This is a genomic window from Klebsiella sp. M5al, from assembly GCF_002090195.1.
In the GTDB taxonomy this organism is placed as follows: domain Bacteria; phylum Pseudomonadota; class Gammaproteobacteria; order Enterobacterales; family Enterobacteriaceae; genus Klebsiella; species Klebsiella grimontii.
Genome location: NZ_CP020657.1, coordinates 1,834,749 through 1,854,842, shown reverse-complemented (window position 1 = coordinate 1,854,842; position 20,094 = coordinate 1,834,749). Strand labels below are relative to the sequence as shown.

At 60.2% G+C, this 20,094-nt stretch carries 16 protein-coding genes; 5 read left to right on the top strand and 11 right to left on the bottom strand.

The window, feature by feature from the left end; translation table 11 throughout:
• Window position 1: 1 nt before the first annotated feature.
• Window positions 2-1,099, top strand: a complete 1,098-nt coding sequence (pmrB, locus tag BWI76_RS08790) for a two-component system sensor histidine kinase PmrB (RefSeq protein WP_004135260.1) — start codon at window positions 2-4, stop codon at window positions 1,097-1,099.
• A 301-nt stretch (window positions 1,100-1,400) separates the two neighbouring features.
• On the opposite strand, the gene uvrB is transcribed toward pmrB, so the two are convergent.
• The gene (gene uvrB, locus BWI76_RS08785; RefSeq protein ID WP_004135262.1) at window positions 1,401-3,416 is read right to left on the bottom strand and encodes an excinuclease ABC subunit UvrB; all 2,016 of its coding nucleotides are present in this window, start codon (window positions 3,414-3,416) and stop codon (window positions 1,401-1,403) included.
• Between the two features lie 701 nt (window positions 3,417-4,117).
• Here uvrB and BWI76_RS08780 point away from each other — a divergent pair.
• A complete protein-coding gene (locus BWI76_RS08780; RefSeq protein ID WP_004135264.1) occupies window positions 4,118-4,840 on the top strand; it encodes an ABC transporter ATP-binding protein in 723 nt (240 codons plus the stop codon).
• Here BWI76_RS08780 and bioD read toward each other — a convergent pair.
• Genes bioD through bioB form a run of 4 tightly spaced genes read right to left on the bottom strand, consistent with a single transcriptional unit; the run spans window position 4,782 to window position 8,430 of the window.
• Window positions 4,782-5,504, bottom strand: a complete 723-nt coding sequence (gene bioD / locus BWI76_RS08775) for a dethiobiotin synthase (RefSeq protein ID WP_004135266.1) — start codon at window positions 5,502-5,504, stop codon at window positions 4,782-4,784. The two genes, BWI76_RS08780 and bioD, sit on opposite strands and share 59 nt — an antisense overlap.
• On the bottom strand, window positions 5,497-6,252 hold the full coding sequence (bioC, locus tag BWI76_RS08770; protein WP_004135268.1) for a malonyl-ACP O-methyltransferase BioC: 756 nt from the start codon (window positions 6,250-6,252) through the stop codon (window positions 5,497-5,499). Before bioC ends, bioD begins: the two co-directional genes overlap by 8 nt.
• Window positions 6,236-7,393: an 8-amino-7-oxononanoate synthase gene (gene bioF, locus BWI76_RS08765; protein WP_064371852.1), complete on the bottom strand. Its 1,158-nt coding sequence runs from the start codon at window positions 7,391-7,393 to the stop codon at window positions 6,236-6,238. Before bioF ends, bioC begins: the two co-directional genes overlap by 17 nt.
• Complete coding sequence (gene bioB, locus BWI76_RS08760) at window positions 7,390-8,430, bottom strand: biotin synthase BioB (protein WP_004132455.1); 1,041 nt, start codon at window positions 8,428-8,430, stop codon at window positions 7,390-7,392. The genes bioF and bioB overlap by 4 nt, the downstream gene beginning before the upstream one ends.
• A gap of 85 nt (window positions 8,431-8,515) precedes the next feature.
• Between bioB and bioA the strand changes: the two genes are divergently transcribed.
• The gene (gene bioA / locus BWI76_RS08755) at window positions 8,516-9,805 is read left to right on the top strand and encodes an adenosylmethionine--8-amino-7-oxononanoate transaminase (protein ID WP_064371854.1); all 1,290 of its coding nucleotides are present in this window, start codon (window positions 8,516-8,518) and stop codon (window positions 9,803-9,805) included.
• A gap of 69 nt (window positions 9,806-9,874) precedes the next feature.
• Window positions 9,875-10,351, top strand: coding sequence for a kinase inhibitor (locus BWI76_RS08750; protein ID WP_004132457.1), 477 nt, complete (start codon window positions 9,875-9,877; stop codon window positions 10,349-10,351).
• A gap of 104 nt (window positions 10,352-10,455) precedes the next feature.
• On the opposite strand, the gene BWI76_RS08745 is transcribed toward BWI76_RS08750, so the two are convergent.
• From BWI76_RS08745 to hutI, 6 genes are all read right to left on the bottom strand, one after another.
• Window positions 10,456-11,835 carry an amino acid permease gene (locus BWI76_RS08745; protein ID WP_049086687.1) on the bottom strand — a complete coding sequence of 460 codons (1,380 nt, stop codon included), beginning with the start codon at window positions 11,833-11,835 and terminating at the stop codon, window positions 10,456-10,458.
• A gap of 100 nt (window positions 11,836-11,935) precedes the next feature.
• Window positions 11,936-13,459, bottom strand: coding sequence for a histidine ammonia-lyase (gene hutH / locus BWI76_RS08740; protein ID WP_024360149.1), 1,524 nt, complete (start codon window positions 13,457-13,459; stop codon window positions 11,936-11,938).
• The gene (gene hutU / locus BWI76_RS28425) at window positions 13,456-15,144 is read right to left on the bottom strand and encodes a urocanate hydratase (RefSeq protein WP_004134946.1); all 1,689 of its coding nucleotides are present in this window, start codon (window positions 15,142-15,144) and stop codon (window positions 13,456-13,458) included. The genes hutH and hutU overlap by 4 nt, the downstream gene beginning before the upstream one ends.
• 143 nt (window positions 15,145-15,287) lie before the next feature.
• Window positions 15,288-16,013, bottom strand: coding sequence for a histidine utilization repressor (locus BWI76_RS08730; RefSeq protein ID WP_004134948.1), 726 nt, complete (start codon window positions 16,011-16,013; stop codon window positions 15,288-15,290).
• 53 nt (window positions 16,014-16,066) lie between these two features.
• Window positions 16,067-17,023 carry a formimidoylglutamase gene (hutG, locus tag BWI76_RS08725; RefSeq protein ID WP_049086684.1) on the bottom strand — a complete coding sequence of 319 codons (957 nt, stop codon included), beginning with the start codon at window positions 17,021-17,023 and terminating at the stop codon, window positions 16,067-16,069.
• A complete protein-coding gene (gene hutI, locus BWI76_RS08720) occupies window positions 17,020-18,237 on the bottom strand; it encodes an imidazolonepropionase (protein ID WP_004134958.1) in 1,218 nt (405 codons plus the stop codon). The genes hutG and hutI overlap by 4 nt, the downstream gene beginning before the upstream one ends.
• A gap of 230 nt (window positions 18,238-18,467) precedes the next feature.
• On the opposite strand from hutI, the gene BWI76_RS08715 reads away from it, so the two are divergent.
• Window positions 18,468-19,751 (top strand): putative acyl-CoA thioester hydrolase, encoded by a 1,284-nt coding sequence (locus BWI76_RS08715; RefSeq protein WP_004134959.1) that lies wholly within the window; start codon window positions 18,468-18,470, stop codon window positions 19,749-19,751.
• Window positions 19,752-20,094 lie beyond the last annotated feature (343 nt).

Here is a 20,094-nt window from a genome sequence, read left to right as displayed (position 1 = left end):
TATGGCTTTTTTTGTCAGTGAAAACTGGACCATGCGTCATCGGCTGCTGCTGACAATTGGCGCAATCCTGGCGGTGTGCCAGTTGATCAGCGTGTTCTGGCTGTGGCATGAAAGCCAGGAACAGATACAGCTGCTGGTCGCCAGCGCCATCGAAGGGCATAACAATCAGAAGCATATTGAGCATGAGGTTCGCGAAGCGGTAGCCAGCCTGCTGATCCCGAGCCTGCTGATTATTGGCCTGGCGCTGTATATTTCCCTGCTGGCGGTTAAAAAAATCACCAGGCCGCTTTCTCGACTGCAGCTCGAGCTGGAAAGCCGTACCCCGGATAATCTGCAGCCTATCGCGCTGAAAGAATCGGTTCCTGAAGTGACCGCAGTGACCACCGCGATCAATCAGCTGGTATCCCGCCTGAATTTAACCCTCGATCGCGAGCGCCTGTTTACCGCCGACGTCGCCCATGAGCTGCGCACGCCGCTGGCCGGGCTGCGGCTGCACCTGGAGCTGCTGGCGAAAGTGCACGGCGTTAACGTGGATCCGCTGATACAGCGTCTCGATCAAATGACCAACAGCATTACTCAACTGCTTCAGCTGGCGCGCGTCGGCCAGTCATTCTCCGCCGGTAGCTATCAGCAGGTTGCGCTAAAAGAGGATGTTTTCGAGCCGTTGCAGGACGAGCTCGAGACGATGCTGCAGCAGCGCCAGCAGAAGCTAGTGTTCAGTGATAAAGAAGGTGAAGCGGTGGTTTCGGGCGACGCCACGCTGGTGCAGGTGATCCTGCGCAATCTGGTGGAAAACGCCCATCGCTATAGCCCGACGGGGTCGACGATTAAAGTGTCGATAGCGCCCGGCCCAACGCCAATTCTGGCGGTCGAAGACGAAGGCCCGGGAATCGATGAGGCGAAAAGCGGTGAATTAAGCAAAGCGTTCGTTCGCATGGACAGCCGCTACGGCGGTATTGGTCTTGGGTTAAGCATCGTCACCCGCATCGCCCAGCTGCACGACGCGCAGTTCTTTTTACATAACCGTCAGCCCGGCCCCGGCGTTCGCGCCTGGGTACTCTTCCCTAAAGCTTCGCGTCAGAACGTCAGCACCCACTGATGGAAAAAGGCAACGACGATAACAAACGCGCAGGTGACTGCCAGGTATTCGCGGAAGGTTAATTTTTGCATGGCGCTATCCTCAGTAAAGTGAGGATAGTTTCGCCAAACAAGATTAAGCCAACATTAAGCATTACGGAAAATCACGACAGAGGGGCGATAAATAACCAAAGCGTTCTGGCCACCTCGTTTTGACGCATGTGCCCGCTTTTCTGTCGGGTGGCGGCTAACGCATTTTCCGACCTACGAAAAACACATCCTGTCCATCACCCCGAAGACCGTAAGGCCCGGCGATAACTCCGCTACGACGCGGCGATAAACAGCTCGCGCAGCTGGTGAAGCTGGTCGCGAATTTGCGCCGCCTCTTCGAACTCCAGGTTCTGCGCGTGCTGCATCATCTGCCCTTCCAGTTCGTGAATCTTCTGCTGAAGCGCCTTCGGCGTGAGGGCGACCGTATCCGCCTCAACCGGAGAGCGGGACTTGCCGCGCCCCTTGGTTTTGGTTTTCGCGATATTCTGACCGAGCGCCAGAATATCGACCACTTTCTTGTTGAGCCCCTGCGGAACAATGCCGTGCTCTTCGTTATACGCCTGCTGCTTCTCACGGCGGCGCTCGGTTTCACCGATCGCTTTCGCCATCGACGGGGTGATTTTATCGCCGTAGAGAATCGCTTTACCGTTGATGTTGCGCGCCGCGCGGCCAATGGTCTGAATCAGCGAGCGTTCAGAGCGCAGGAAGCCTTCTTTATCGGCGTCCAGGATCGCCACCAGCGAGACTTCCGGCATATCCAAACCTTCACGCAGCAGGTTGATGCCCACCAGCACGTCAAACTCGCCGAGGCGCAGGTCGCGGATAATCTCCATGCGCTCCACGGTGTCGATGTCCGAGTGCAGGTAGCGAACCCGCTCGCCGTGCTCTTCCAGATATTCGGTTAAATCTTCCGCCATCCGTTTGGTCAGCGTCGTGACCAGCACGCGCTCGTTGATCGCGGTGCGGAGGCGAATTTCCGAGAGCAGGTCGTCGACCTGGGTGCCTACCGGACGCACCTCGATGATCGGATCCAGCAGCCCCGTCGGGCGAACAACCTGGTCCACCACCTCGTCGCCGGATTTATCCAGTTCATAGGCCCCCGGCGTCGCCGAAACGTAGATCGTTTGCGGCGCCAGGGCCTCAAACTCTTCAAACTTCATTGGCCGGTTATCGAGCGCCGACGGCAGACGGAAACCATACTCCACCAGCGTCTCTTTACGCGCCCGGTCCCCGCGGTACATGCCGCCGATTTGCGGGATCGTTACGTGGGATTCATCGATCACCAGCAGACCATCGGCCGGCAGGTAGTCAAACAGCGTCGGCGGCGGCTCGCCCGGGCCGCGGCCCGACAGGTAGCGCGAGTAGTTTTCAATCCCCGAACAGTAGCCCAGCTCGTTCATCATTTCGAGGTCGAACTGCGTACGCTGGCTTAGACGCTGCTCTTCCAGCAGCTTGTTGTTCTCCAGCAGCACCTTACGCCGCTCCGCCAGTTCCACTTTAATCTCTTCCATCGCCTGGACGATGCGCTCGCGCGGGGTGACGTAGTGGGTCTTCGGGTAGACGGTGAAGCGCGGGATCGTCGACTCGATATGACCGGTCAGCGGATCGAATAGCGACAGGCGCTCAACTTCCTCATCGAACAGCTCAACGCGCAGCGCGACGTCGTCAGATTCCGCCGGGAAGATATCAATCACTTCGCCGCGCACGCGGAAGGTACCGCGCTGGAAGGCCTGATCGTTGCGGGTATACTGCAGCTCGGCCAGGCGGCGCAAGATAGCGCGCTGGTCAATGATCATGCCCACCGTCAGGTGCAGCATCATCTTCAGATAGAGGTCCGGGTCGCCCAGGCCGTAAATAGCGGAGACCGACGCCACCACCACCACGTCGCGACGCTCCAGCAGGGCTTTGGTCGCCGACAGACGCATCTGTTCAATGTGTTCGTTCACCGACGCATCTTTCTCGATGAAGGTGTCCGAGCTTGGTACGTAGGCTTCCGGCTGGTAGTAGTCGTAGTAGGAGACGAAATACTCCACCGCGTTCTCCGGGAAGAACTCTTTCATCTCGCCGTAAAGCTGCGCCGCCAGGGTTTTGTTCGGCGCCAGCACCATCGTCGGGCGCTGCAGGTCAGCAATAACGTTGGCGATAGTAAACGTTTTACCTGAGCCGGTTACCCCGAGTAGCGTTTGATGCGCCAGGCCATCTTCCAGCCCCTCTTCCAGGCGACGAATGGCTTCCGGCTGGTCGCCGGAGGGACGGAAAGCAGAATGCAGCTTGAACGGTTTACTCATCAATCAGAACCTGAAGAAGGGTTGAATGGCAGGTGTTTAATTCTACTCGTCAGCTCAGCTTTTGCCAATAAAAAATACTGGATATAAAGCCAGTACCCTATTATCGTATCCGGGCTAATTCGCGCTTTTTACCGCCAACATGGGCAAATAAAAAGCGCTTTACGGGATAATCCGCCACTCTGTAGGGTTATCCCCAAAAAGTATTGTCATTTAACATTTGTCAAGCGAGAGGATGAATGTTTTATGGCAGCCGGTGACACTTTTCTTACAGGCATTGCTTTTATCTAATCAATTGATATTTAATATAATTTAATAAAAGACGGGTTTCGCGTCAATTCGCCCGCAGGCCGCGTACTCTCTAGCTTACCGCAAGTTTTCTAACTCTAATGCACAAGGTTATCCACAGGAATAGTGGATAACTGTCTGCAGCCCATGACCCGTGCCACCCGCACAAAACCGATCGCCTCGGCAAAAACCGTCGCGAAAAAAATTAATTGAATTTTTTTTGCTGTTTATCGACGAAGAACAGCGAGATTTTTTGCACCACATTTCAGCGCGCGGGCACCGGGAAAGTGCAAGGTCGATCCGCTTTCGCCCGGCAGCACCTGTATAGACCAGCAAATACCGAGAGTTCTTTTTCCTGGCAAGAGATTTGCAGAATCTTCTTGTCGCCTGCTATCCCAGGAAAGGAGAAAACGTCTATGTTGAGTCTACGTGCCGTGAATCACTATTACGGAAGCCAGCACACGCTGTGGAATGTCGACCTCGAGCTCAGGCCCGGTAAATGCACCTGCGTAATGGGGCTTCAGGGGATGGGTAAAACCACGCTCGTCAACTGCATTACCGGCCATCTGCCGGTGGCCAGCGGCAGTATGACCTGGCAGGACGGCGGATCGGCGCCCTATGACCTGATGCCGCTCTCCGCGCAGTCGCGCAGCGCCATCGGCATTGGCTACGTCCCGCAGGATAAACGGATCTTTTCGCAGCTGAGCGTCGAGGAAAATCTGCATATCGCCCTCGCGGCGGGCGGCGAACCGGCGTCAGCGGTCGCCGGAGAGATTTACGATCTGTTTCCCGAGCTGTACGCTCTGCGGCAAAGTAAAGGGATTACCCTGACCGCCGACGACCAGTACCAGCTGGCGCTGGCGAGAGCGCTGATAACCCGCCCGCGCCTGCTGATCCTCGACGAGCCTTCGCGCGGCGGCGGCCAGCGTTTCCTGCACAAGCTCGGGGATTTACTGATGCGCCTGAACCGCGATATTGGCCTGACGGTGCTGATCGCCGAACAGCATCTGCCGTTTATTCGCCGGGTGGCGGATCGTTTCTGTCTACTGCACTGCGGACGCAGCGTCGCTCAGGGCGACGTTAACCAGCTGGATACTCCGCTGCTGGCGAAGTGGATGACGCCCGATCCAGCGCGCTGAGGTCGAGATACTGCCCCAGATCCTCACGCTGAACCGCATTCGCCAGCCACGGGATCTCGCCGAGCAACGGCGCGGGCAGTACGCGCTTCAGCGTCGCCAGATACTCAGAGTGGCGCCTGCCCGGCGGCTGGATATCATTGGCTATCCAACCCGCCAGCGGCAGCCCGGCCTGAAGCACCGCCTGAGCGGTAAGCATCGCATGGTTGATGCACCCCAACTTAACGCCAACCACTAAAATCACCGGCAGCCGCTCTTCCCGTACCCAATCGGCAAAGGTCAGCGTCTGCGAAAGCGGCGTAAACCAGCCCCCCGCCCCTTCCACCAGCAGCCAGTCAGACAGCGCTTCCAGACCGCGCAGGCCTGTAGAGATCGCGGCGGCGTCGATCGGCCTCCCTTCTTCAGCGCTGATAATATGCGGTGACGTCGGCTCAGCAAAGGTAAACGGGTTGACCTGCTCGTAGCGTAGCGCCACCCGGCTATTGCGCTGTAAAGCCAGCGCATCCTCGTTGCGCAGCCCCTGCGGCGTATATTCGCTGCCGGAAGCCACCGGTTTGTAGCCCGCGCTCTTAAATCCTTCGCGGTTGGCCGCCTGCAGCAGAGCGCAGCTGGCGACGGTTTTACCCACTTCGGTGTCGGTACCGGTAACGAAAAAACGTTTAATCACGTTCGATAACTCCTGTGAAAAGATGATACGTCAGCGGACACTGGCCCTGCTGCTGCGGCCAGGCGAGCTGAAGCTGCCGCAGCTTGCCGCGGCTGAGCGTAGCTGCGCCGCGCCCGTGGTGTAGATGGGTCGCGCCAATGCCTTTAAGCGAGCGCATCGCGCTGAGCGCGTCGGCAAACGGCAGCGTGATGGCGTGGACGTGACCGCTGGCGCGGCGACCGGCCAGCGCCTGATGCACCGCCTGCTCGCTGAGAAAACGGTTGGCGTGCGGCCGCGCATCGATGGCTCGCCAGGCCTGATTGAGCTCCGGCAATGAACCAGACAGCAGCGTACTAAACGCGACGCGCCCGCCGGGGCGTACCACCCGGGACAGCTCATCAATGGCGGTAGCGAGATTGTCGCACCACTGAACCGCAAGGTTGCTCCACGCCAGGTCAACGCTGCCGTCCGCCAGCGGGAGCGCTTCGATGTCGCCCTCGACGTAGCGGTGCGCGCAGTTTCCGCGGCGGGCTTCCGCCAGCATGTCGACGGAAAGATCCAGCGCCGTCACCCGGCTCCCTGCATCGCGCCAGAAACGGCTTACGCTACCGGGGCCGCAGCCCGCGTCCAGCACTTCAGGAAAGGTCTTGATATCGAGCTGTTCCAGCAGCAGAGAGGCGCTTAGACGCTGTAATTCGTCGTGCTGGGTGTAATGCCCCGCCGCGCGGCCAAACGCCGCCGCGATGGCGCGCTTATTCACCGCCGTCATGCAGCACCTCCAGCAGGCGGGCGATATCGGCGGATTTATGCGCGGCGGTCAGCGTCAGGCGCAGCCGCGCGCTGCCGACGGGGACCGTCGGCGGGCGGATTGCCGTCGCCCAGCAGCCTTCCTCGCGCAGGCGGGCGGCCAGCCGCAGCGCGCGGGCGTTGTCGCCGACAATCAGCGGCTGAATCGCGCTGCCAGAATCGGTGAGTTCGCCGGGATAGCGGGTCATTCCCCGGCGAAAGTCGGCGATATGGCCGGCCAGCGTTTCCCGCCGCGCCTGACCCTCGTCGCCGCGAATAACCTCCAGCGCGGCGCTCAGCGCCACCGCCTGCGCCGGGGGCATGGCGGTGCTGTAAATCAGATGGCGGGCAAACTGCAGCAGATAATCCGCCAGCGCCTCGCTGCACAGCACCGCCGCGCCGCTGACGCCAAACGCTTTCCCGAAGGTGACGATAAGCAGATCCGGGCGTACCTGCTGCGTATGGCAACTGCCGCGCCCCTCTTCGCCGAGCGCGCCGATACCGTGCGCGTCGTCAACCAGCAGAAGCGCGCCCGCGGCCCGCGCCGCCTGGCATACCTCCGCCAGCGGCGCGCTATCGCCGTCCATGCTAAAAATGCCTTCGGTCACCACCAGCTGCTGGCCGGTAAGCGGTTTCGCCAGCAACTCGTCAAGATGGCGGCAGTCATTGTGCTGAAAGCGCCGCAGCTGCGCCGGACTCAGGCTGGCGGCTTCCAGCAGCGACGCGTGGCTGAGACGGTCGGCGACAATCCGATCCTCTTTGCCCGCCAGCGCGGCAATCACCGCCTGGTTCGCGGCAAAGCCGGAAATAAACAGCAGCGCGCGCGGATAGCCCAGCCAGTCGGCCAGCTGCTCCTCCAGCGCGCGGTGCGCCTCGCTATAGCCGCTGACGTGACCGGAGCCGCCGCTGCCGACGCCGTAGCGCTCCGCGCCCTGCTGCCAGGCTTTGACAATAGCCGGATGCTGGCTGAGGCCAAGATAATCGTTGCTGGAAAAATTGAGCCAGCGCCGTCCTTCGCGGCTGAGCCAGCGTCCTGCGCCCAGCGTCACCGGCAGGCGACTGCGCAAGGCATCCGCCGCCCGCCGCTCCTCCAGCGCCAGCTCGATGCGGTGCTGCCAGCTCATAGCGCCGCCGCGTTGTAATATTCCTCGGTATCCGGATTCATCAGCGCCTGCTCCAGGCGCTGCTGCTGGGCGTTATCGCCTTCCAGCACCGCGGTCTGCTGCGGGTTAATCCCCAGCTTGCGGAACAACTGCAGGTCTTTGTCCTCTTCCGGGTTTGGCGTGGTCAGCAGCTTGCAGCCGTAGAAAATCGAGTTCGCTCCGGCCATAAAGCACATCGCCTGGGTCTGTTCGTTCATCTGTTCGCGCCCGGCGGAGAGACGCACGTGCGAGGTCGGCATCATGATGCGCGCAATGGCGATAGTGCGGATAAAATCAAAGGCGTCCACGTCGTCGTTGTCCGCCAGCGGCGTGCCTTTAACCTTCACCAGCATGTTGATCGGCACGCTTTCCGGCGGCGTCGGCAGATTGGCCAGCTGCAGCAGCAGCCCGGCGCGGTCTTTAACCGTTTCGCCAAGCCCGACAATCCCGCCGGAGCACACTTTAATCCCGGCATCGCGCACCTTGTCGAGGGTGTCCAGGCGCTCCTGGTAGGTACGGGTGGTGATGATATTGCCGTAGAATTCCGGCGAGGTATCAAGGTTGTGGTTGTAATAATCCAGACCGGCGCCGGCCAGGCGCTGCGCCTGGCTATCGTCGAGCGTACCGAGGGTCATGCAGGCTTCCAGCCCCAGCGCTTTCACCCCTTTCACCATCTGCTCAAGATACGGCATATCGCGGTCGTTAGGGTTCTTCCACGCCGCCCCCATGCAGAAGCGGGTTGAACCGGCTTGTTTCGCCTGTCGCGCCGACTCCAGCACCTGTTCAACTTCCATCAGGCGTTCGGATTCAAGGCCGGTTTTATAGCGTGCGCTTTGCGGGCAGTATTTGCAGTCTTCCGGGCAGGCACCGGTTTTAATCGACAGCAGCGTGCTGACCTGAACCTGGCGCGGGTCAAAGTACTGACGATGGATCTGCTGCGCTTCAAACAGCAGGTCCAAAAATGGTTTATTAAATAACTCAGTGACTTGCGACATTGTCCAGCGTGGGTGGTGAGCCATTAGCCTCTCCAAAGGGTTTTGTTAATTGTCGGTTCGGTTTATACTCGTAAACCTAAATGTTTTCAAAATGGTTTACAAGTCGATTATGACAATGGACGATCTCGCTTTCGATCGGCGCCACATCTGGCACCCTTACACTTCAATGACTTCGCCGCTGCCGGTCTATCCGGTGGTGGCCGCCCACGGCTGTGAGCTGACCCTCGCCGACGGCGGGCAGCTGGTTGACGGCATGTCGTCCTGGTGGGCGGCCATTCACGGCTACAACCACCCGCGGCTGAACGCGGCGATGAAAGCGCAGATTGAGCAGATGTCGCACGTGATGTTCGGCGGGATCGTTCACCCTCCCGCGATCGCCCTGTGCCGCCAGCTGGTGGCGATGACGCCGGAAAGCCTTGAGTGCGTATTCCTCGCCGATTCCGGTTCCGTCGCCGTTGAAGTGGCGATGAAAATGGCGCTTCAGTACTGGCAGGCGAAGGGCGACCCGCGCCGGCGCTTTCTCACCTTCCGCAACGGCTATCATGGCGATACCTTCGGCGCGATGTCAGTCTGCGATCCGGCGAACTCAATGCACAGCCTGTGGCAGGGTTATTTACCCGATAATCTCTTCGCCCCGGCGCCGCAAAGCCGCTTTGACGGCGAGTGGGATGAGCGGGATATCGTGCCGTTCGCCCGACTGATGACCGCCCATCGTCATGAAATCGCCGCGGTGATCCTCGAGCCGATTGTCCAGGGCGCGGGCGGCATGCGGATGTACCATCCCGAGTGGCTCAGGCGGATCCGCAAGATGTGCGATCGCGAAGGCATTCTGCTGATTGCCGATGAGATTGCCACCGGCTTTGGCCGGACGGGTAAGCTGTTCGCCTGCGAGCACGCGGGTATCGCGGCGGATATTCTGTGCCTCGGCAAAGCGCTGACCGGCGGCACCATGACGCTCTCCGCCACCCTCACCACCCGTCAGGTGGCGGAAACCATCAGCGACGGTCAAGCCGGCTGCTTTATGCACGGCCCGACCTTTATGGGTAACCCGCTGGCCTGCGCGGTGGCGACCGAGAGCCTGCGCCTGCTGGAAAGCGGCGAATGGCAGCAGCAGGTGGCGGCCATTGAAGCGCAGCTCAACGCCGAGCTGGCGCCGGCGCGCGAATCAGAGCAGGTTGCCGACGTGCGGGTACTGGGAGCGATTGGCGTGGTCGAGACGCATCGATCGGTCAACATGGCCGCCCTGCAGCGCTTTTTCGTCGAGCAAGGCGTGTGGATCCGCCCGTTCGGTCGCCTGATCTACCTGATGCCGCCGTACATCATTACGCCGGAGCAGCTGAGCCGCCTGACGCGGGCGGTTAACATCGCTGTTCAGGATGAAACATTTTTTAGCGAATAAGAGACGGTAAAGGCGCGGCTCACGCGCTACACTTCTTTGCTAATCAGTGAATTAATGCGAGGAAAGACGATGAAATTAATCAGTCATGATTTGCAGGATGGCGAGAAGCTGCCCAATCGTCATGTCTTCAACGGCATGGGCTACGATGGCGATAATATTTCGCCGCATCTGGCGTGGGACGATGTCCCGGCCGGAACCAAAAGCTTTGTGGTGACCTGTTTCGATCCCGATGCGCCGACCGGCTCCGGCTGGTGGCACTGGGTGGTGGCCAACCTGCCGGCCGATACCCGCGTGCTACCGCAGGGGGCGGGCTCCGGACAGGCGGAACTGCCCGAAGAAGCGATTCAGACCCGCACCGATTTTGGCCAGGCCGGATACGGCGGCGCGGCGCCGCCAAAGGGCGAGACCCATCGCTATATCTTTACCGTCCACGCGCTGGACGTCGAAAAGATTGCCGTCGATGAGGGCGCAAGCGGCGCGATGGTCGGCTTTAACGTCCATTTCCACAGCCTCGGCAGCGCATCGATTACCGCCCTGTTTAGCTAACGATCCCGGATTGCGGCGTAAACGCCTTATCCGGGCTACAGGTGAGTGCGATTGGGTAGCCCGGGTAAGGCGTCAGCCGCAACCCGGGAAAACCAAAACAATAACTACTCTGTTACCGCCAGTACGGCGTTTTTGCGCACACGCGCAAACCACACCGCCGTCAGCAGTCCAAGCCATACCAGACCGGCGATCAGCGCAATCCGCGTCTCCTCCACCATTCCCAGCACCGCGATGACCAGCCCCATAAACAGCAGCGTCAGCAGCGGGGCAACCGGCCACAACGGCACCGGGAACGCGATATTGCCGCGCTCTTCAGCGGACAGGCCGCGACGCATCGCAAAGTGAGCCAGCAGGATCATCACCCAGACCCATACCGTCGCGAAGGCCGCCAGTGAGGCAATCAGCACAAACACCTGCTCCGGCATCAGGTAGTTCAACACCACCGCCGCCAGCAGCGCCACGCCCATCACCACCACCGTCATCCACGGCACGCCGTTGCTGGCGATACGCTGGAAGCTCTTCGGCGCCAGCCCCTCTTTCGCCATACCGTACATCATGCGCCCCGCGCCGAAAATATCGCTGTTGATCGCCGAAATACTGGCGCTGATGACGATGATATTCAGGATGGTGGCCGCCGCTGGAATACCCAGACCATCAAAAATCAGCACGAACGGACTGCCCCGCTCGCCGAAGCTGTTCCACGGGAATATCGCCATCAGAATGGCCAGGGTGCAGACATAGAACAGCACGATACGCAGCGGGATAGTGTTGATCGCCTGCGGGATCACCTTCTGCGGATTCTTCGCTTCCGCCGCGGTGACGCCGATAATCTCGACGCCGCCAAAGGCGAACATCACGATACCGAGCGAGGCAATAATCCCCTCCCAGCCGTTAGGGGCAAAGCCGCCATGGCTCCATAGGTTCTCCAGCCCGGTTGCCGGGAAAGCGTTACCGAACCCGAAGAAAATAATACTGCCGCCCGCCACAATCATGGCGATAATCGCCACCACTTTAATCAACGACAGCCAGAACTCCATCTCGCCAAAAACGCGCACGCTGCACAGGTTCATGGCGCCGATAAAAAAGATAATGCTCAGCACCCAGATCCAGCGCGGAACATCGGGATACCACAGCCCCATATAGATGCCGAAAGCGGTAACGTCCGCGAGGGCGACGATCACCATTTCAAAAGTGTAGGTCCAACCGGTGATAAACCCCGCCAGCGGGCCAAGATACTGGCGCGCGTAGCTGCTGAAGGAGCCGGAAACGGGGTTACGCACCGCCATTTCCCCCAGCGCGCGCATCACGATAAACACCGCCGCGCCGCCGATCAGATAGGCCAGCAGTACCGCCGGACCCGCGGCTTTGATCGCCGATGCCGAGCCGTAAAATAGCCCGGTACCGATGGCGGAGCCGAGCGCGATAAAACGAATGTGCCGGGCGTTCAGCCCGCGCAGCAGGTGTGGCTTGTTTTGTTGTTGCATATGCAAGTGTCCTGATAGTTTTTATACGACGACAAATATGCGTGTAGGGCGGCCGGGAAGAAGCGATCTTCCCGGCGCGGGTACAGAGAACAGCGATGGTTTAGAGCACGGCGGGCAGCAGCCGCGTCAGATGACGCGCCGCCAGAAGCGCAATGGCGTTTTCGATATCCGGGGCGAAGAAACGATCCTCGGTGTAATGGGTGACCCGTTCGCGCAGCAGGTGCCGCGCCTCTTCCAGCAGCGGGCTACTGGTCAGGCCTTCGCGCATATCCAGCCCCTGTACGGAAGCCAGCCACTCAACGGCCAGCACACCGCGGGTATTTTCCGCCATCGCCCACAGGCGACGCCCGGCGGCTGGCGCCATGGAAACGTGGTCCTCCTGGTTGGCGGAGGTCGGCAGACTGTCCACGCTGTGCGGATGCGACAGCGCTTTGTTCTCGCTGGCCAGCGCCGCCGCCGTCACCTGGGCAATCATAAAGCCGGAGTTGACGCCGCCGTTTTTCACGAGGAACGGCGGCAGCTGCGACATATGGCTGTCCATCATCAGGGCGATGCGGCGCTCGGAGAGCGAGCCGATCTCGGCAATCGCCAGCGCGATATTATCCGCCGCCATCGCCACCGGTTCGGCGTGGAAGTTACCGCCGGAAATCACGTCATTCTCGCTGGCAAATACCAGCGGGTTGTCGGATACCGCGTTGGCTTCCACCAGCAGCACCTCCGCCGCCTGGCGAAGCTGGGTCAGGCAGGCCCCCATCACCTGCGGCTGACAGCGCAGAGAATACGGGTCCTGCACCTTGGTGCAGTTATGGTGCGACTGGGAAATAGCGCTGTCGTCGGTCAGCAGATGGCGATAGAGCGCCGCGGCGTCAATCTGCCCGCGCTGGCCGCGCGCTTCATGAATGCGCGGGTCAAACGGCCGGCGCGACCCGAGCGCCGCCTCGGTGGTTAACGCCCCGCAGACCACCGCGGAAGAGAATAGATCTTCGGCTTCGAACAGGCCGCGCAGGGCAAACGCCGTCGAGGCCTGGGTGCCGTTGAGCAGCGCCAACCCCTCTTTCGCCGCCAGAGTAATCGGCTCAAGCCCCGCCTGACGCAGCGCTTCCGTCGCCGGCAGCCACTCCCCGCCGCGCACCCGCGCTTTCCCTTCGCCAAGCAGGGTTAAGGACATATGCGCCAGCGGCGCGAGATCGCCGGACGCGCCGACCGATCCCTTCGCTGGGATCCACGGCGTCACGCCCGCGTTGACCAGGCCAATCAGCGCCTGGATCACGCTCAGGCGAATCCCGGAAAAACCGCGCGACAGGCTGTTAATTTTCAGCACCATAATCAGACGCGCGAGGTCGTCATCCAGCGGTTCGCCTACTCCCGCCGCGTGCGACAGCACCAGCGAGCGCTGCAGGTTTTCCAGGTCTTCGGTAGAGATGCGGGTTTGCGCCAGCAGGCCAAAACCGGTGTTGATGCCGTAGGCGGTGCGGCCTTCCGCCAGAATGGCGTTAACGCAGGCGACGCTGTCATCAATCGCCGCGAACGCGCTTTCGTCGAGGGCGAGCTTTAGCGGCTGACTGTAGACGTCGCGCAGCTGCGACAGGCTGAGTTGACCCGGAATCAGTGTTAAAGCGTTCATTTAGCGTGCCCCTGCGTTGCTGCCACCATCGGAAGATTCAAACCTTGTTCTGTCGCGCACTCAATCGCGATATCGTAACCCGCATCGGCATGGCGCATCACGCCGGTCGCCGGATCGTTGTGCAGCACCCGGGCGATACGCGCCGCCGCTTCATCGGTACCGTCGCAGACGATAACCATGCCGGAGTGCTGCGAAAAGCCCATCCCTACCCCGCCGCCGTGGTGCAGCGACACCCAGGTCGCGCCGCTGGCGGTGTTAAGCAAAGCGTTGAGCAGCGGCCAGTCGGAAACGGCGTCGGAACCATCGCGCATCGCTTCCGTTTCGCGGTTCGGGCTGGCGACGGAGCCGGAGTCAAGGTGGTCGCGGCCAATGACAATAGGCGCGGAGAGTTCGCCGCTGCGCACCATTTCGTTAAACGCCAGCCCCAGCTTCTGCCGCCACTCGAGGCCTACCCAGCAGATACGCGCCGGTAGTCCCTGGAAGCTGATACGCTCGCGCGCCATATCCAGCCAGTGGTGCAGGTGCTTATCGTCTTTAACGATCTCTTTCACTTTAGCGTCGGTTTTATAGATGTCCTGCGGGTCGCCGGACAGGGCCACCCAGCGGAACGGGCCGATGCCGCGGCAGAACAGCGGGCGGATATAGGCGGGTACAAAACCGGGGAAAGCAAACGCGTTGTCAACGCCCATCTCCTGGGCCATCTGGCGAATGTTATTCCCGTAGTCAAACGTCGGTACGCCCATGTCGTGGAAAGCCAGCATCGCCTGAACGTGGTCAGCCATTGAGCGCTTCGCCGCCAGGATAGTGCCCCGCGGGTCCGACTCGGCTTTAGCCTGGTACTCTTCCCAGTTCCAGCCTTTCGGCAAATAGCCGTGCAGCGGGTCGTGGGCGCTGGTCTGATCGGTCACCATATCCGGGCGCACGCCGCGCTTGACCATTTCCGGCACGATGTCGGCCGCGTTGCCGCACAGGGCGATCGAGATCGCCCGGCCTTCGGCGGTGTATTTTTTGATGCGCGCCAGGGCGTCATCCAGCGACGTCGCCTGTTCGTCAACGTAGCGGGTACGCAGGCGGAAATCGATACGGCTCTGCTGGCATTCAATATTCAGCGAGCAGGCGCCCGCTAAGGTCGCGGCCAGCGGCTGCGCGCCGCCCATGCCGCCCAGACCTGCTGTTAATACCCAGCGCCCCTTCAGGCTGCCCTGGTAGTGCTGGCGCCCGGCTTCAACGAAGGTTTCATAGGTGCCCTGCACGATGCCCTGGCTGCCGATATAGATCCAGCTGCCGGCGGTCATCTGACCGTACATCGCCAGCCCTTTAGCATCCAGTTCGTTAAAGTGTTCCCAGGTTGCCCAGTGCGGCACCAGGTTGGAGTTGGCGATCAGCACCCGCGGCGAATTTTCATGGGTTTTGAATACGCCCACCGGCTTACCGGACTGCACCAGCAGGGTTTCGTCGCTCTCCAGGTTTTTCAGCGCCTTCACGATGGCGTCGTAGCATTCCCAGTTGCGCGCCGCGCGCCCGATACCGCCGTACACCACCAGCTCATGCGGGTTTTCGGCGACATCCGGATCGAGGTTATTCATGAGCATACGCAGCGGAGCTTCGGTCAGCCAGCTCTTCGCATTTAGCGTCGTGCCACGCGGTGCACGGACGTCCTGCTGGCGGTATTTGCTTTGCGACATCGGGGGTTTCTCCTGACAATTAACGTTGTGTACGTAGATACATATACTTGTCTATACAAGCATGCGCAAGCCAGGATTTAACACAAATGATACATTTTTGTTATATTGCGTCAGCAATCACGTTTTGCCGACGCGCAGGAAGATCAGGAAGCAAAATGGCCCTGCAGACGGTAGCGGCTGCCGGGGAAAAGCAGACGCGCGTGGGAGACGATATGGGTAGTGGACCAGGTGCGGCGGCGGATCAGCAGACAGGGGTCGTGCGCGTGAATGTGCAACAGCGCGCACTCCTCAGCCGTTGCCTGCACCGCCTCGACAATATGCTCCCCTTCGGTCAGCGGGGCGATGAGCGACAGGTAGTCGTGGGGCGTGGTGGCGGTATAGTCCTGACGCAGATAGTCCGGCACCACGGCGGCGTTGACGCAGCGGTCCTCAATCTGTACCGGGACGTCGTTTTCAAAATGCACCATTAGCGAATGGAAAATCCGCGTACCGGCGGCCACGTTCAGCGCCGCGGCCTGAATCAGGTCGGCCTGCGTTTCCTCCAGCAGCAATACTTCACAGCGGTGCTGATGATGACGAGAGGCAATTTCTTCGGCGATGCTGCGCACTTCAAACAGCGCCGACTGCCCTTTCGGCTCTGCGACAAACGTCCCTACCCCCTGTAATCGCACCAGCAGGCCTTCATCAGTCAGTTCGCGCAGCGCCCGATTGATGGTCATCCGGCTAAAGCCAAACTGCGCCACCAGTTCCGCCTCCGAAGGAATGCGATCGTGCGGACGCCAGACGCCGCTGTGGATCTTTTCGCTGATAGCCTGTTTCACCTTTTCATAGAAAGGCGCAGGCGCGGAACGAGGTTGCGATGAGAACATGGCCGGGCTTCCTTGTGCGAATGGGCGCGAAACGTCCAGAATATACTGAATCGCTACTGCCACCAATGGGCGATTTGCCACGCCAGACGCGCTGCCGCGCGGGCTCCCTGGCTATCAATATCGTACTGCGGGTTAAACTCCACCAGATCCACCGCCTGGAGCTTACCGCTGCGGCACAGCGGCTCGACGATGCGCAGCAGCGTGGCCAACGGGATGCCGAGCGCGGCAGGCGCGGAGACGGCGGGCATTTCGCGCGCGGGCAGCACGTCGAGATCGATAGTCAGATACAGGCGATCGTAGCGGGCGATATTACGCGCGAGTTCCGGGATCGCTCGCGCTTCGAAAGCGTTAAGCACATCGAGATCTTCGATAATCGTCACCCCGCGGCGGGCGGCCTCGTCCAGCAGCGCCTGGGTATTGGCGGCGCGGCTCACGCCGATGCAGGCGTAATGAAAAGCGCGCCGCTGCGCTTCGCAGGCCAGCGCCAGCTGACGGAATGGCGTACCGGAGCTGGCCCGGTCGGCGATACGTAAATCCAGATGCGCGTCAAGATTAATAATGCCGACCTCTTCCCCGGGAAACGCGTCCAGAACCCCGGCGCCGTGGCCGAAGGCCGTCTCATGACCGCCGCCGAGGACCAGCGTACGCTTGCCCGCGCGTTGGCAGGCGGTTACCGCTTCGCGCAGCGCCTGCTGCGCTGCCTCCAGCGCGTCGTCCGCCACATGGATAGTCCCCATATCCACGCAGCGGTCATGTCCGTCATGGCTGGCCATATTGGCCAGCGCCCGGCGCAGGGTTTCCGGCCCCCTTTCAGCGCCGGTGCGCCCTTTATTGCGCCGAACCCCTTCATCACAGGCGAATCCCAGCAGGGCAATGTCGCCAGCCAGCATCTCCGGCTCAAAACGCTCGGCCCGGACGATAGTCTGAAACAGGCGCAGCGCGTTGGCCGCCTCCGCGCTGTCGTCGCGTCCCTGCCAAAGCGCGGCGGGGGTAGGTTGCCATAGCTTCATACGATTTCTCCACGAACGACGCGCTGCCAGAGCGGACTGCGCCCGGGCTCATAAACCATCTCCACCGGATGCTCCGCATCCCAGATAGCGAAATCGGCAACAAAGCCCGGCGCCAGCTGGCCGTGGCTCGCCTGGCGGCCCAGCGCCTGCGCCGCATGACGCGTCACGCCTGCCCACGCCTCCTCCGGCGTTAAGCCAAATTTCACGCAGGCCATATTCATCGCCAGATGCAGGCTGGCAAAGGGGCTGGTGCCGGGATTGTAGTCCGTCGCCACCGCCATCGGGACCTGATATTCACGCAGCAGTTCAACCGGCGGCCTGCGGGTTTCGTTAAGGAAATAGAACGCGCCGGGCAGGAGCACCGCCACGGTGCCGCTGCGGCTCATCGCCGCCACGCCTTCCGGCGTCAGGTATTCGATATGGTCGGCGGAAAGACCGTGATAGCGGCTCACTAATTCGGCGCCGCCCAGCGAAGAGAGCTGCTCGACGTGTCCTTTTACCGGAATACCCAATGCCTGGGCCGTGCTGTAAATCCGTTCCGTTTGCGTCGGGCTAAAGCCAACGTTTTCGCAGAAGGCATCGACGCTTTCAAATAGCCCCTCTTCCCACAGCGTGGGTAGAATGGTTTCACACACCAGATTGATATAGCCGTCCGGGTCGCCTTTATATTCCGGCGGCGTGGCGTGGGCGGAGAGCAGCGTTGGCGAAACCTCGACGGCATGCGTCGCGGCAAGCTGCTGTACGACCCGCAGCATTTTGCGCTCGTTTGCGAGATCCAGCCCGTAGCCGGATTTAATCTCGAGCGTAGTGACGCCTTCGCGCAGCAGACGAGCCAGCCGCTGCCGGGCCAGCGCCAGCAGTTCGGCTTCGCTGCTATCGCGGGTGGCGCGCACGGTCGCGTTAATGCCGCCGCCGTTGGCGCTAATGGTCTGGTAGGAGACGCCGTTGAGGCGCTGCTCCCACTCCTGCGCCCGGCTGCCGCCGAAGACCAGGTGCGTATGGCAATCAATCAGCCCCGGCGTAAGCAGTCTGCCGCCGAGGTCAATACTCTGCCCTGCGGGCGCCTCGCCTTCTGGCACAATCGCTTCGATACGTCCGTTGCGTACCAGCAGCGCATGATGATCCAGCAGCCCGTAAGGCTGAGAGGAACGGGGATCGAGTGTGGCAAGGCGGGCGTTTCGCCAGATTACGCGTTCGGAAAGGGTGTGTGTCATAGCCGTCAACTTGTCATGGGTTGTATAGACATTTATTTTGATCCCGCGCGAAATGTCAACCCGACAGCGGCGAATGTTATTTATTTGTGATCAAAAGCGATCCATTCCAGCCGCTCGCTATGTAAAGGAAACAACTTTTTTGCGCTACATCTTCCCGTTTCGTTTAAGTTGGTATAAAACAGCAGGCTTTAAAGGACTTATCCTCTTAATTTATTCTTGCCCGGAGCAATATGAACACATATTCCGTTTCCCGCCTGGCGCTGGCGCTGGCCTTTGGCGTGACGTTGTCCGCCTGTAGTTCGACGCCTGCCGATCAACAGCCCTCAACGCAGACTGCGCCGGGCACGGCCTCTCGTCCTGTTTTAACCGCCGATGAGGCGAAGAACTTTTTACCGGCGAGCTATTTCCAGTCTCTCGATCCGAACGCCGCTGCGTGGACGCCGTCCGCCATCAGCCTCCCGGCGCAGCCGGATTTTGTCGTTGGGCCTGCGGGTACCCAGGGGGTAACCCACACCACCATTCAGGCCGCGGTGGATGCAGCGATTACCCGCCATTCTAATCGTCGCCAGTTTATCGCCATTATGCCGGGCGAATATGCCGGCACCGTCTACGTGCCGGCGGCACCCGGCGCGCTGACCCTGTACGGCACCGGCGAGAAGCCGATTGACGTAAAAATTAGCGCCGCAATTGATTCAGAAATGGATCCGGTCTCCTGGCGTCATCAGGTTAATCCGGGCGGTAAATATATGCCGGGTAAACCGGCCTGGTATATGTACGACAGCTGCCAGAACAAACGTACCGCCACCATTGGTGTGATGTGCTCAGCGGTTTTCTGGTCGCAGAACAACGATCTCCAGCTGCAGAACCTGACTATCGCCAACAACCTCGGCGACAGCGTAGACGCGGGCACCCATCAGGCCGTGGCGCTGCGTAGCGATGGCGATCGGGTGCAGATTAACAACGTGAACATCCTTGGCCGCCAGAACACCTTTTTCGTGACCAACAGCGGCGTACAAAACCGCCTGCAGGATAACCGTCAGACCCGTACGCTGGTCAGTAACAGCTATATAGAAGGCGACGTCGACATCGTTTCCGGCCGTGGGGCGGTGGTGTTCGATAATACCGACTTCCGCGTGGTCAACTCACGCACCCAGAAAGAGGGTTACGTTTTTGCTCCGGCGACCCTTAAGAGCGTGACCTACGGCTTCCTCGCGGTGAACAGCCGCTTTACCGCTTCCGGCGATAACGTCGCGCAGCTGGGCCGTTCTCTGGACGTTGACGGCAACACCAACGGCCAGGTCGTGATTCGCGATAGCGTCATTAATGAAGGCTTTAATGTTGCCAAACCGTGGGCTGATGCCGTCGCTTCTAACCGTCCGTTTAGCGGCAACACCGGTACCGCGGATGCCAAAGGCAACCCGCAGCGTAACCTGAACGACGCGAACTTCAACCGCATGTGGGAATACAACAACCGCGGCGTGGGAAGCGTTGTCGTCGCAGAGCCGAAGCAGTAACGCTCAAACCGAAAGGGGGAGCCCTTCCCCCTTTGTCTTTCTGGTTTACCCTCTCCCTTCTCCATCGCCCTCACCCGCGCGCCATCATCGACACGACCGCCCGTTCGCCGCAGAACGCCGCTATGTACAAGTTTTTCACATTATCTTTACAAATAATAACTAATAAAAACAATGCTTTATTATGAGGTGTTAAAAAAACAAACTAAATGTACAAAATTAATTCGTAAAAATTGTACATCCTGAAAATCGTGACTATAGTTATTACGTAAGTTTTAAATCCTGCATTACAGCATTCTTATGATTTAAAAAAATGCGCACCATTTCCTTTGAGATGGTGAAGAAC